Here is a 13941-nt window from a genome sequence, read left to right on the forward strand (position 1 = left end):
TTCGCACCTGGCTTCGTTCGGGGACGAGCCACGGGCAAGACAACATGACGCTTCCACGGGCTGGCGATGTTTCGCCGAAAGCGCCCTGCAATCCTGCCCCATGACCCTGTCCCGGGGCGTCCGCGCAACTTCATCTACTAAAACGCGCGAACTGTAGTGCGACCCCTTGGGGCCCATGCGATCGGCCGGCGCCCGCCTCGCGGCGGCGCCGGCCAAACTTTTTTAACGGCGCAGACCGAGCTTGCTGATCAAAGCCTGGTAGCGGGCCTCGTCCTTGCGCTTGAGGTAATCAAGCAGGCTACGACGCTGCGAAACCAGTGCGAGCAGACCACGGCGGGAGTGGTTATCCTTCTTGTGGTCCTTGAAGTGTTCGGTCAGGTTCTTGATACGCTCGGAAAGGATCGCGACCTGGACTTCCGGAGAACCGGTGTCGCCCTTAGCGGTTGCGAATTCCGCCATCAGTTCCTTCTTGCGCTCAGCGGTGATCGACATCGCGTTTTTCCCTTTCTTATTTGAGGAAACAGGTCGCCCTCAGCCAGGATGTCGTCCAGCAGGGGCCGGTGAACATGCGCCCATTCAGGCGCACGATGCGCGGCATATAGTGCAAAATGCCAGCTTGCGCCAGTAATTTCGCGGAAACGGGCTTTCAGCCCGCCTTGTGGCCGTCCTCCAGCCCGGGCTCCAGCCTGGCCGCAGGCATGGTGACGCGACACTCGAGCCCGTCGCTGCGCAGCTGGCGCTCGATATGCGCCTCAAGCGTTCCGCCCAGCATGCGCTCGATCACCTCGGTGCCAAAGCCGCGCTTGCCGGCATCCGGGTCCAGCGGGTTCGGCACCCACTCGCGCCATTCGAACTCGACCTGGTCGCCAACACGCTTCCAGCTGACCTTCAGCCAGCCCTCGTTCGAGGCAAAGGCCCCATATTTGGCCGCATTCGTTGCAAGCTCATGCAGCGCCAGGCCCAGCGTCTGCGCCGCCTGGTTGGAGAGCCGCATCGGCGCGCCCTCGATCCTGACGCGGCGCTTGCCGCTCGGCCGGAACGGCTCCAGCTGCACCTCGACCAGTTCGCGCAGTTCGACACCGGCGACGCCGCCGGCGATCAGAAGGTCCGTCGAGCGGGCAAGGCCCTGCACGCGCTTCTGGAATGCGTCCTGGAACTCGTCGAAGCTGCCTGCATGGCGCGCCGTCTGCTTGGCGATCGAGGAAACGACCGTGAGCTGGTTCTTCGAGCGGTGCGCGATCTCGCGCATCAGGAAGCGGATCTCGTTTTCGGCATGGCGGCGTTCTGCCGATGCCTGTGCCAGCGCCTCCGACACCGTCGCGATTTCCGCGACCCGGTAGTCGACCGCGGTCACGTTTTCGCCGGCGCCAAGCCGGCGCGCATCGCGTGCCAGCGCCCTGATCGGCCCGGTGATCTGGCGGCCGAGCAGCCAGGCGAGCACCGTGCCGACCGCGATGATGGCAAGACCGCCCAGCGCGAATGAGCGCAGGGTACGTGTCATCGGCGCCCGCACCACCTCGGTCGGCGCCCAGACGATCGTCTCCCAGCCGCTTGCGGGTGAACGCGAGCGGATGATCTCGTAGGTGCGCCCGTTGACCTCCAGCGTATCATGCTGTGCGCTCGCCGACGTCTCCATCTCCTTGCCAAGGAAGAACGGCTTGCCGACATCCGAGGACATGAAGGACGAGGCGGCGACCACCCCGTCCGCATCGACGATCACGGCATTCCATCCGCCGCGCAAATTCTGGCTGGAGATCGAGCGGTCGAGCCCCTCGACCGGCTGTGCCAGCATCAAGAGCCGAACCGGCCCGCCGGTGTCGGGCAGCGGGTACATCACGTTGAAGACCCACCTCTGCGAGGTCTCGTTGCGAAACAGGCCCGTCACCACCGGCTCCTTGCCGGCAAGCGCCTTCTGCACGAGGCTGGAATCGTCGATCTTGCCGAGCGGCGTGCCGAGGTCGAAGCGGGTGTCGAACACCTGCTCGAGGTTTTCGTCGATGCCTACGAGATAGGTGCCGGTGTCTTCGAGAGCGAGGCGCGCCCGGTCGTGGAACTGGCCAAGGTTTCCCGTCACCAGCGATTGCGCGGTGGCGAAGACCCGCAAATTGGTCGCCATGCCGGACACGTGGCGTTCGAGTGTCTGGGTAATGGATGCCGCCGTCGCCTCGGCAAGGGCGGTCACCATGGTCTGCTGCGCTTCGTCGTTGCGCTGCAGGAGGATGATCGCAAAGACGAGTGAAGGCACGATGATGGCCGCCATCAGCAGCGCCAGCATGGCGCCGACCGATATGGCCTTTGAAGTGCCCCGTCCGCCGTTGCGGGCTTCCACTTCGTCCGAGTGTTCGCTCGCGTTAGTCTGCAACTAAGATGTGCTCCGCAAGACCCCCGCGTCACCATCTGACGTAGCGATAGCCGTTCGCCGGAGCTTTTTCCAGACGAACGGCCAATTCAATGTCAAATCAGCTGGCGAAGACGCGCTTGGGGCGGAACATGCCGGCTTCGATCGAGCCGATCGCCAGCAGCTTGCCGTGCGAGAAAGCGCAGGCCTCGTCGGCCTCGACAGGCGCGTCGCGGCCGCGCACGATCGCCGGGTTGCCCGAGCGGATGCGCGCTGCCGTGTCGTCGCTGACGATGATCTGCGGCAGCGAATCGAGCGCAGCACCCGTGTCGAGCAGGAACTCGTCGAGCACCTTCCACTGGTCCGGGCCCGGACGCGGCGAGCGCGGACGCTCGTCACCCTCGACGGGCTCCGGTGCCGGCAGCGGCACGGTCGCAAGCGCTGCCTCGATCTCTTCCATCGTCACCATGTCTTCCGCGGTGAACGGATAGACTTCGGTGCGGCGCAGGCTGGAGATGTACCCGTAGCAGCCGAGGTCGCGGCCCATATCGCGCGCGAGCGAGCGGACATAGGTGCCCTTGCCGCATTCGATCTCGAACACAGTCGAGTTCTCGTCAGCGATTTCGATCAGGTCGAAACGGGCGATCTCGACTTCGCGCGCCGGAATGTCGACGGTTTCGCCGTCGCGGGCGATGTCATAAGCGCGCTCGCCGGCAATCTTGATCGCCGAGAACTGCGGCGGCACCTGCATGATGACGCCGGTGTACTTCGGCAGCAGCGCGCGGATTTCAGCCTCCGACGGGCGCTTGTCCGAACGCTTGGTCACCTCGCCTTCGAGGTCGTCGGTGGTCCGCTCCTCGCCCCAGGTGATGGTGAAGCGGTAGACCTTGGCGCCGTCCTGCACATAAGGAACGGTCTTGGTGGCCTCGCCCAGCGCCAGCGGCAGCATCCCGGAAGCCAGCGGATCGAGCGTGCCAGCATGTCCCGCCTTCTCGGCTCCGAACAGCCACTTGATCTTCGAGACCGCTTCGGTCGAACCCATGCGGTACGGCTTGTCGAGCACCAGCCAGCCGGAGACTGGCCGGCCCTTCTTCTTGCGTGGACGGGACATTAATTCTCTTCTTCTTTGTCGGTATTCAGGTCGCGGACGACCTCGGGAGAGCGCAGCAGCGCGTCGATCCGGGACATGTTGTCGTAGCTCGTGTCGAGGCGGAACCGGAACTCCGGCATGTATTTGAGCTGCCGGAGCGATCCCGAGACACGGCCGCGAATGAACTTGGCGTTGCGTGCCAGCGCCTTGATGACGGAGTCGTTGTCGGCGCCGCCGATCGGCGAAATGAAGGCAGTCGCGATCTTGAGGTCCGGTGACATGCGGACCTCGTTGATCGAGATCACCGCGTTCTCGATGACCTCATCGCGGATCTCGCCCCGCTGCAGCACGGCCGACAGGGCGTGACGCACCTGTTCGCCGACGCGAAGCTGGCGCTGGGATGGGCCGGAACTTGCAAACCGTGACATGGGTAGATTTCCCTTGCTCGGGGCAGCCGGAATGGAACCGGCGCCGCGATAGACGAACGCAAGGGGCGGCGGAATGTCCGCCACCCCCAGATCGTACTGTAAACGCCGCTGTTACAGCGTGCGCGTGATCATCTCGACGCGGAACGCCTCGATGACATCGCCCTGGCGGATGTCTTCGTAGTTGGCGAAGGCCATACCGCACTCCTGACCGGCCGGCACTTCGGACACTTCGTCCTTGAAGCGCTTGAGGGTCTTGAGCGTACCTTCGTGGATCACGACGTTGTCGCGGATCAGGCGCACGCCCGCGCCGCGCTCCATCCGGCCCTCGGTGACACGGCAGCCCGCCACCTTGCCGACCTTGGTGATGTGGAACACCTCGAGGATCTCGGCATTGCCGAGGAAGGTCTCGCGACGCTCCGGCGACAGCAGGCCCGACATGGCCTGCTTGATGTCATCCACCAGGTCGTAGATGATGTTGTAGTAGCGGATCTCGATACCGGCCTGCTCGGCAGCCGCGCGCGCCTGCTTGTTGGCGCGGACGTTGAAGCCGATGATGACGGCACCGGCGGTCTCGGCCAGCGACACATCGCTCTCGGTGATGGCACCTGCACCCGAATGGACGACACGTGCGCGCACCTCGTCGTTGCCGAGCTTCTCGAGCGCCACGTTGATGGCTTCGACCGAACCCTGCACGTCGCCCTTGATGACGAGCGGGAACTGCTTGAGACCCGAAGTCTGCAGCTGCGACATCATCTGCTCGAGCGAGCCGCGCTGGCCAGCAGCACGGGCAACAGCCTTCTCGCGGGCGAGACGCTGACGGTACTCCGAGATCTCGCGGGCGCGGGCCTCGGTCTCGACAACCGCGAAGCGGTCGCCGGCCATCGGCGTGCCCTGCAGGCCGAGGATTTCGACCGGCGTTGCCGGACCCGCTTCCTTGATCTGCTCGCCGCGATCGTTGATGAGCGCACGCACGCGGCCCCACTCGTTGCCGACGGCGAGGATGTCGCCGACCTTGAGCGTACCGGTGTTGACGAGAACGGTCGCAACCGGGCCGCGGCCCTTGTCGAGCTTTGCCTCGATGACAACGCCTTCCGCCGTGCGGTCCGGATTTGCCTTCAGGTCGAGAATTTCGGCCTGCAGGAGAACCGCCTCGAGCAGCTTGTCGATGTTCATCTTCTTGGTCGCCGAGATCTCGACGTCGAGAACCTCACCGCCCATCGACTCGACGAACACCTCGTGCTGCAGCAGCTGGGTGCGAACCTTCTGCGGGTCAGCCGACGGCTTGTCGATCTTGTTGATCGCCACGATGATCGGAACGCCCGCCGCCTTGGCGTGATTGATGGACTCGATCGTCTGCGGCATCACGCTGTCGTCAGCGGCAACCACCAGGATGGCGATGTCCGTGACCTGCGCGCCGCGGGCACGCATTTGCGTGAAGGCAGCGTGGCCCGGCGTGTCGATGAAGGTGATCTTCTGGCCGTTCTGCTCAACCTGATAGGCACCGATGTGCTGGGTGATGCCGCCGGCTTCGCCCTCGGCCACCTTCGCATTGCGGATCGCATCGAGCAGCGAGGTCTTGCCGTGGTCGACGTGACCCATGATGGTCACCACCGGCGGACGCGACTTCAGATCCTCTTCACGGTCTTCGATGTTGAACATGCCCTCTTCGACGTCGGACTCGGCAACACGCTTGACGGTGTGGCCGAATTCAACGGCGACGAGTTCAGCGGTATCCGCGTCGATCACGTCGCCGGGCTTCATCATCTGGCCCTGCTTCATGAAGAACTTGACGAGGTCTACCGCACGCTCGGCCATGCGCTGTGCAAGTTCCTGCAGCGTGATCGTCTCGGGGATGACCACCTCGCGGGAGATCTTCTCGCGCGGCTCGTTGATCATTGAGCGCTTGAACTTCTCCTGACGGCGGCGCATCGACGACAGCGAGCGGCCGCGGCCCTCGTCACCCGACAGGGCGGAGGTCAGCGTCAGCTTGCCGCGACGGCGGTCGCCTTCAGGCTTCTTGACGGGCTTCGGCGCAGCTTCCGGCTTGGCGGGACCGCGCTTGACAGCGGCGGCACCGCGGCGGCGCTCGTCCTCATCATCGTCATCCACGACAACCGGCTTGGCGGGAGCTGCAACCTTCGGCTTCTCCTCGGCCGGAGCGCGGCGCTTGGCCTCTTCCTCGGCGCGGCGCTTGGCCTCGGCCTCGGCGGCAAGCCGTGCCTCTTCCTCGGCCTGGCGGCGTGCGGATTCTTCCTGCTCCTTGCGGCGGCGCTCTTCTTCCTCGGCGCGGCGCGCGGCTTCCTCGGCAGCGCGCTTGCGCTCCTCGACCTCACGCAGACGTGAATCCTGCAGGGCGCGGCGGCGCGCCTCCATTTCTTCGCTCGACAGCGTGTTCAGCACCATGCCACCACGCGGCTGCGTCGGCGCCGGGCGCGGGGCCTGCGGCGTCGGAGCCGGAGTCGTCGGTGCAGCCTGCGGCGCACGCGGCTTCAGGGTGACTGTCGGCGTCGGGCTCTCCTGCTTTTCGCCAGGCAAAGAGAACTTGCGCTTCTTTGTCTCAACGACGACAGCCTTCGAACGCCCATGCGAGAAGTTCTGGCGCACAGTGCCCTGCTCGGAGCCGGGGCGCTTCAGCGTCAGAGTCTTCTTTGAGTTGACGCCCAGCGTCTTGTCGTCTTTCGTATCGCTCATTCCGTATCCTCTGCGGCGTCATCATGATCGCCGGTCGCCGCCAACATCGCCCGGTCTTCGGGGGAACCGCCCCTGTAACGGTCAAGCGCCACCATGCGCTTCAGCACAGCCTTGCCCGTGTCACCGGCGAGCACGGCTGCATGTATCACATTTGTCCCCCCTAATGCCAAACCCAATTCGGCTTCCGAAAAGAGTTTATAGGCGGGGATCGACGGGCCATCTTGAAATACGACCCACCGACGGGCCTGATCGATCTTTCTGACGCCGTCCGGCGCTGCCTCCAGGGCATGCAGGACCAGCATCGCCTTGCCCGACCGAACGGAGGCTTCAACCTTGGCAGCCCCCATCACAACCTGGCCCGCCTTGCGGGCGAGGCCAAGCGAGCCGAGGACAGACTGCTTCAGCAGCCTGTCCACCATCTCCGGAAGATCGTCCGGAGATGTTACCTTCATCTTGAGAGCACGGGCGAAGATGTTCTTCTTCGCCGCCTGCTCTACATATTGCCTTTCAGCAGTGACCCAGCAGCCGCGTCCGGGGAGCTTGCGCTTGAGGTCGGGGACAACGGACATGTCCGGTCCCGCGACGAAGCGCAGCAAACCATCCGGCTCGCCGACCTGCCGCGTTACTATACATGTGCGTTCGCTCATATCTTTCAAGCACTACTCCATCCGGAAGCATCATCATGCTCCGGCTTCGTCCTCTGCCTGGGCAGCTTCTTCTTCGCCCTCGGCGACAAGATCGTCCTCGCTCAGCCAGCCCATCTTCAGGCGGGCAGCAACGACCATCTGCTCTGCGTCGGCACGGGTGACACCGAACTCGGACAGAACGCCCGAGTAGAACTTGGTCTCGCCGTCCTTGCGTTCCTTCCAGCCGACCAGATCGTCGATGGCATAGCCGGCGAAGTCCTCGAGGGTCTTCACGCCATCCTTGCCGATCGCGACCAGCATCGCGGTGGTGATCCCCGGCAGCTCGCGCAGCTCGTCCTCGACGCCGAGTTCACGGCGCTTGGCGTCATGCTCCGCCTCGATGCGGTCGAGATATTCGCGCGCACGGGTCTGGATTTCCTCGGCGGTCGACTCGTCGAAGCCGTCGATCGACGAAATCTCGTCGGCGTCGACATAGGCCACTTCCTCGACCGAGGTGAAGCCTTCCGAAGCCAGCACCTGGCCGACCATCTCGTCGACGTCCAGCGCATCCATGAACAGGTTCGAGCGCTCGACGAATTCCTTCTGGCGGCGCTCGCTCTCTTCCTGCTCGGTCAGGATGTCGATATCCCAGCCGGTCAGCTGCGAAGCAAGGCGCACGTTCTGGCCGCGGCGACCGATTGCCAGCGACAGCTGGTCATCCGGAACCACGACTTCAATACGCTCGGCGTCCTCATCGAGAACGACCTTGGCCACTTCCGCCGGCTGAAGCGCGTTGACGATGAACGTCGCGGCATCCGGCGACCACGGAATGATGTCGATCTTTTCGCCCTGCAACTCGGCCACGACCGCCTGCACGCGGCTGCCGCGCATACCAACGCAGGCGCCGACCGGGTCGATCGAGGAGTCGCGCGAGGTCACGGCGATCTTGGCGCGGCTGCCCGGGTCGCGGGCGACCGACTTGATCTCGATGATGCCGTCGTAGATTTCCGGCACTTCCATGGTGAACAGCTTCGCCATGAACTGCGGATGAGTGCGCGACAGGAAGATCTGCGGACCGCGCTGCTCGCGGCGCACGTCGTATACATAGGCGCGGACGCGGTCGCCATACTTGTAGTTCTCGCGCGGGATCAACTCGTCGCGGCGGATGATGCCCTCGCCACGGCCGAGGTCCACGACCACATTGCCGTACTCGACGCGCTTGACGGTGCCGTTGACGATCTCGCCGACGCGGTCCTTGTACTCGTCATACTGGCGGTCGCGCTCAGCCTCGCGCACCTTCTGGACGATGACCTGCTTGGCCGACTGGGCAGCGATGCGGCCGAAATCCATCGGCGGCAGCGGCTCGGCGATGAAGTCGCCGATCTGAGCGTCCGGGTTGCGCAGGCGCGCATCGGCCAGCGAAATCTCGCGAGCGTATTCCTCGACGTTCTCGACGACCTCGAGCAGGCGCTGCAGCTTCATCTCACCCGTGTTCGGGTTGATGTCGGCGCGGATATTGGTCTCCTGACCGTAGCGCGAACGCGCGGCCTTCTGGATGGCGTCGGCCATCGCCTCGATGACGATCTTCTTGTCGATCGACTTCTCGCGCGCGACAGCATCCGCGATCTGCAGAAGCTCCAGCCTGTTTGCACTGACTACCATGTCGGTCTCCTCGGACAACTCCGTCGGCTTAGCGCCGGGTGCTCGTCTCAGTTTGCGTTATCGTCATCATCCTGCGCATCGGCGTCTTCCGCCTCGCGCTGCTTCTTGGCCAGCTTGTCGCGCCGGAACGCCTCTGCAATCAGGTCGTCGGTCAGGACGAGCTTGGCTTCGGCAATCGCATCCCACGGGATGGTAACGTTCGGTTCTTCACCATAGCTGACCTGGTCGCGCGCGATCGTGACGCCTTCGTCGGCCACTGCGATGATCTTGCCGCGGAAACGCTTGCGGTCGGCAATCATGACCGCGGTTTCCAGCTTTGCCAGGTGCCCCAGCGCAGCCTCGAAGTCCGACTTCCTCACCAGCGGCCGGTCGATGCCCGGGGAGGAAACTTCGAGATGATAAGCCTTGTCGATCGGATCTTCCACATCGAGCGCGGGCGAAATGGCGCGGCTGAGTTCCTCGCAGCCTTCGACATCCATGGTGCCGTCTTCGCGCTCGGCCATGATTTGCAGCGTCAGCCCGTTCTGTCCGAGCAGCCGTACGCGTACGAGCCTGTAGCCCGCAGCAGCAATGACAGGCATCACGATGGCAGCCACGCGCGCGTCGATGCCGGTTTCCCTGATGATGCGGCCGTCGCCGGTATTCACTTCAACCATAGTCTCTCCACGGGCCGGCTAACAAAAAAGAGCGGGACCGGGTGGACCCACTCTTCGCCATACCGACCAAGAATTTGAGCCGTATATATACCCGCGGGTCCGGTTTATCAAGCATCAGCGACATTGGTGGCCACGTTAACCACTGCTAGAAAGATCGGGGTGATTCGCGGGAGCCTGATACATGGAGCGCCTGGCCGGCTGGGTAATACTTCAATCGGGATGGCGTCGGGCGCTGACCGCTTTCATCGCGGGGGCACTAGGCGCCTTCGCACAGCCGCCTTTCGACTTCCCCGCCGCCTGCTTCATCGCCTTCCCGATCCTCGTCTGGCTGCTCGACGGCGCGGCCGGCTATCCGGGCCAGTCGTTCCTCAGACGGCTTGCCCAACCCTTCTTCATCGGCTGGTGGTTCGGCTTCGGCTATTTCCTCGTCGGCCTGTGGTGGATCGGCAATGCACTTCTTGTTGAAGCGGATTTGTTCGCCTGGGCCTTGCCCTTCGCCGTTCTCGGCCTGCCGGCGCTGATCGCGATCTTCTACGGCTTTGCCGCAGCCCTTGCCCGCGCCTTCTGGAGCGACGGCATCGGCCGCATCGCCGCGCTTGCCGCCGCCTTCGGCTTTTCCGAATGGCTGCGCACCTTCGTGCTCACGGGCTTTCCATGGAACGCCATAGGCCAGGCGGCAATGCCCGTGCCGGAGATGATGCAGTCGGTCACCGTCATCGGCATGGCCGGCATCAACACGCTTGCCGTCTTCGTGTTCTCGGTTCCGGCGCTGCTTGCCGCCCGCAAAGGCCGCGCCGCCGGCTTCCTGCTCGCCGCCCTCATCGCCGCTCTTCACATCGGCTACGGCTTTGTCCGCATCGGCATGGGCGACGCCACGCCCGAAAAGACCATCCAGGTCCGGCTGGTGCAGCCCTCGATCGACCAGAGCGAGAAATGGAGCGAGGAGATGCGCGAGCGCATCTTCCAGACCTATCTCGACCTGTCCTCTGCCGAACCCGCCAATGGCGCGCCCCAGCCTTCGCTGATCGTCTGGCCGGAAACGTCGGTTCCCTTCATCCTCTCGCAGCAGCCGGAAGCCCTCACCCGGCTTGCCGACATGATCGGCGACAGGCAGGATCTTCTTGCCGGCGCTGTGCGCATCGAGGGCAAGGGAGCCGACGCGCGCTTCTACAATGCGGTGGTTGCGATCAACTCCGGCGGCGAAATCTTCGACGCCGTCGACAAGATCCGCCTCGTTCCCTTCGGCGAATACCTGCCGCTCGCCGACATTCTGTCACGCGCCGGGCTGCAGAAGATCGTCGACAACGTCTCCGACTTTTCCCCAGGCGGGCAGCGCCGCGCCATCCGTCTTTTGGATGAAGTGCGGATACTCCCCTTCATCTGTTATGAGATCATCTTTCCGGGTATTGCGGGTTACGGCGACGCCGACGCCGACGTGATCCTCAACATCACCAACGACGCCTGGTTTGGCGACACGCCCGGACCCTACCAGCACTTCCGCCAGGCGCAGATCCGCGCCGTCGACGCGGGACGTCCCCTTATCCGTTCTGCAAATAATGGAATTTCCGGCGTGGTCGACGCCTACGGACGGGTGATCGACGCTTATGCGATCGACGCCGTCGGCGCGCTCGATGCGGCCGTTCCGCTGCAACGCGTACAACCTCTGGTTACACGGCCCGATATCGTCGGGGCGGCGATCATCGTCATCCTAACCGTTTGGGCAGGGGCTTCGGCACTACGCTCCCGCCGCCGATCGATTGACAGCTAAAGGTTCGGAATCCATAGTAAAGCTACCTTTTGGCGAAGGATTCGCGCCGCCGGAAGCAATCAGGTAGCTGAGCATTCCGTTGATGCGGTGAGGACATGATGCCGGATCAGAAAAAACAACCTAACCCGATTGACGTCTATGTCGGCAGCCGAATCCGCATGCGCCGGAACATCCTTGGCATGAGCCAGGAAAAACTTGGCGAGCACCTCGGCATTACCTTCCAGCAAATACAGAAATACGAGAAGGGTACCAACCGCGTTGGCGCCTCGCGCCTGCAAGCGATTGCCTCGATTCTGGAGGTTCCGCCCTCCTTTTTCTTTGACGGCGCCCCTGGCGGACAAGAAGGCCTGATGGAAGAAAGCCAGTCGACCTACATGGTAGATTTCCTTTCGAGCACCGAGGGCATCCAGCTCAACCGCGCCTTCGCGCGCATCGACGACCCGAAGGTGCGCCGCAAGGTCATCGACCTCGTGCGCGCCCTTGCCGGCGAAGAATAGCGCCGGCCTCTACGGTTTTCGATCATGACCTTTTATTGGCGTCACCCTGCTGGGACCCTTTGCGCCTTGACGCGGCATTCCCCGGACAGATAACAGAATGTGCATGTGTCGATCTGATCGACTTTCTTTCAAGAGGGGATACCCGTGGCACGCCAGAACTACCTTTTCACGAGCGAGTCGGTTTCCGAAGGTCATCCGGACAAGGTCTGCGACCGCATCTCGGATGAAATTGTCGATCTCGTCTATCGCGAAGCCAAACGGACTGGCGTGGACCCATGGAGTGTCCGCATTGCCTGCGAGACGCTGGCAACCACCAATCGCGTGATCATCGCCGGCGAGGTACGCCTGCCGGACTCGCTGATGAAGCTCGACAAGAACGGCAACAAGGTCATCAACCCGGCCAAGTTCAAGTCGATCGCCCGCAAGGCGATCCGCGCCATCGGCTACGAGCAGGACGGCTTCCACTGGAAGACGTGCAAGATCGACGTCCTGCTGCACTCGCAGTCGGCCGACATCGCGCAGGGCGTGGACAACGCCGCCGACCGCCAGGGCGAGGAAGGTGCCGGCGACCAGGGCATCATGTTCGGTTATGCCTGCAATGAGACGCCCGACCTGATGCCGGCGCCGATCTACTACGCGCACAAGATCCTCGAGCTCCTCTCGGAAGCCCGCCACAAGAAGGAAGGCGAAGCCGCCAAGCTCGGCCCGGACGCCAAGAGCCAGGTCACCGTCCGCTATGTCGACGGCAAGGCGACCGAGGTGACGCAGATCGTGCTTTCGACCCAGCACCTCGATCCCTCCTGGGATTCGAAGAAGGTGCGCGATGTGGTCGAGCCCTACATCCGCAAGGCGCTGGGCGACCTCAAGATCGCCGACAACTGCAACTGGTACATCAACCCGACCGGCAAGTTCGTGATCGGCGGCCCGGACGGCGATGCCGGCCTCACCGGCCGCAAGATCATCGTCGACACCTATGGCGGCGCGGCCCCCCACGGCGGCGGCGCGTTCTCCGGCAAGGACACGACCAAGGTCGACCGTTCGGCTGCCTATGCCGCACGCTACCTCGCCAAGAACGTCGTGGCCGCCAAGCTTGCCGACCGCTGCACGATCCAGCTTTCCTACGCCATCGGCGTCGCGCAGCCGCTGTCGATCTATGTCGACCTGCACGGCACCGGCAAGGGCGTCAACGAGGCTCAGGTCGAGGAAGCGCTGCGCAAGGTTATGGATCTGTCCCCAACCGGCATTCGCCGCCATCTTGACCTGAACAAGCCGATCTATGCAAAGACGTCGGCCTACGGCCACTTTGGCCGCAAGCCGGGGCGCGATGGTTCGTTCTCCTGGGAAAAGACCGACCTGACCAAGGCTCTCAAGGACGCGATCGCGGCCTGAGCCACAGACGAGAGTACCGAGAACGACATGACGGCCGAGAGACCTTCACGCAGCACAGAAGCGTTTTTCGGCCGCAGGCACGGCAAGCCGCTGCGCCCGCACCAGGCGGGCGCCATGGCGCGCATCCTGCCGGAGCTGAAAGTTGACCTGAAATCTCCGGCTCCCGCCGACCTCAAGACGCTGTTCCCGGTGCCCGTCGAGGCCGTCCGCCTCGAAATCGGCTTTGGCGGCGGCGAGCACCTGCATCATGAGGCCAGCCGCTTCCCGTCGGCCGGCTTCATCGGCGTCGAGCCGTTCGTCAACGGTATGGCGAAGATGATCGCAAAGCTCGACGAGACGCCGCTCCCGAACCTTCGACTGCACGATGACGACGCGACCCAGCTGCTCGACTGGCTGCCCGACGCCTCGATCGACGGCATCGACCTGTTTTACCCAGATCCGTGGCCGAAGAAGCGCCACTGGAAGCGCCGCTTCGTCAGCGAGGTCAATCTCGACCGCTTCGCGCGGGTGATGAAGCCCGGCGCACGCTTCCGCTTCGCCTCGGACATCGACACCTATGTCAACTGGACGCTGCTGCACTGCCGCGCCCACGAGGCGTTCGAGTGGCAGGCACAGTCGCCACTCGACTGGCGCACGCCCTACGAGGCATGGCCCGGCACGCGCTACGAGGCAAAGGCCCTGCGCGAAGGCCGTGTCCCGGCCTACCTCACCTTCATCCGCAAGTAGATTTTGTCCGGCTTCGGCCGGAAGATACGTTACAAACTGAAACGGCCCGGTATCCTCTCGGACGACCGGG

12 protein-coding genes are annotated in these 13941 nt (G+C 63.8%); 4 read left to right on the forward strand and 8 right to left on the reverse strand.

The window, feature by feature from the left end:
- Positions 1-222: 222 nt before the first annotated feature.
- From rpsO to rimP, 8 genes are all read right to left on the reverse strand, one after another.
- A complete protein-coding gene (rpsO, locus tag L630_RS0100530; protein WP_024846334.1) occupies positions 223-492 on the reverse strand; it encodes a 30S ribosomal protein S15 in 270 nt (89 codons plus the stop codon).
- A gap of 154 nt (positions 493-646) precedes the next feature.
- Complete coding sequence (locus L630_RS20845; RefSeq protein WP_245263623.1) at positions 647-2362, reverse strand: HWE histidine kinase domain-containing protein; 1716 nt, start codon at positions 2360-2362, stop codon at positions 647-649.
- A 97-nt stretch (positions 2363-2459) separates the two neighbouring features.
- Complete coding sequence (gene truB / locus L630_RS0100540; protein ID WP_024846335.1) at positions 2460-3449, reverse strand: tRNA pseudouridine(55) synthase TruB; 990 nt, start codon at positions 3447-3449, stop codon at positions 2460-2462.
- A complete protein-coding gene (rbfA, locus tag L630_RS0100545; RefSeq protein WP_024846336.1) occupies positions 3449-3856 on the reverse strand; it encodes a 30S ribosome-binding factor RbfA in 408 nt (135 codons plus the stop codon). Before rbfA ends, truB begins: the two co-directional genes overlap by 1 nt.
- Before the next feature lie 111 nt (positions 3857-3967).
- On the reverse strand, positions 3968-6547 hold the full coding sequence (infB, locus tag L630_RS0100550; protein ID WP_024846337.1) for a translation initiation factor IF-2: 2580 nt from the start codon (positions 6545-6547) through the stop codon (positions 3968-3970).
- Positions 6544-7194 (reverse strand): RNA-binding protein, encoded by a 651-nt coding sequence (locus L630_RS0100555; protein ID WP_024846338.1) that lies wholly within the window; start codon positions 7192-7194, stop codon positions 6544-6546. Before L630_RS0100555 ends, infB begins: the two co-directional genes overlap by 4 nt.
- 33 nt (positions 7195-7227) lie before the next feature.
- A complete protein-coding gene (nusA, locus tag L630_RS0100560) occupies positions 7228-8835 on the reverse strand; it encodes a transcription termination factor NusA (protein ID WP_024846339.1) in 1608 nt (535 codons plus the stop codon).
- 47 nt (positions 8836-8882) lie between these two features.
- Positions 8883-9491, reverse strand: a complete 609-nt coding sequence (rimP, locus tag L630_RS0100565) for a ribosome maturation factor RimP (RefSeq protein WP_024846340.1) — start codon at positions 9489-9491, stop codon at positions 8883-8885.
- Between the two features lie 181 nt (positions 9492-9672).
- Between rimP and lnt the strand changes: the two genes are divergently transcribed.
- The 4 genes from lnt to L630_RS0100585 all read left to right on the forward strand — a co-directional run bounded on the left by lnt (position 9673) and on the right by L630_RS0100585 (position 13871).
- Positions 9673-11259, forward strand: coding sequence for an apolipoprotein N-acyltransferase (gene lnt, locus L630_RS0100570; protein WP_024846341.1), 1587 nt, complete (start codon positions 9673-9675; stop codon positions 11257-11259).
- A gap of 98 nt (positions 11260-11357) precedes the next feature.
- Complete coding sequence (locus tag L630_RS0100575; protein WP_024846342.1) at positions 11358-11756, forward strand: helix-turn-helix transcriptional regulator; 399 nt, start codon at positions 11358-11360, stop codon at positions 11754-11756.
- A 144-nt stretch (positions 11757-11900) separates the two neighbouring features.
- Positions 11901-13145, forward strand: coding sequence for a methionine adenosyltransferase (metK, locus tag L630_RS0100580; RefSeq protein WP_024846343.1), 1245 nt, complete (start codon positions 11901-11903; stop codon positions 13143-13145).
- 27 nt (positions 13146-13172) lie between these two features.
- Complete coding sequence (locus L630_RS0100585) at positions 13173-13871, forward strand: tRNA (guanosine(46)-N(7))-methyltransferase TrmB (RefSeq protein WP_024846344.1); 699 nt, start codon at positions 13173-13175, stop codon at positions 13869-13871.
- Positions 13872-13941 lie beyond the last annotated feature (70 nt).

It is taken from the genome of Aminobacter sp. J41, from assembly GCF_000526635.1.
In the GTDB taxonomy this organism is placed as follows: Bacteria; Pseudomonadota; Alphaproteobacteria; order Rhizobiales; family Rhizobiaceae; genus Aerobium.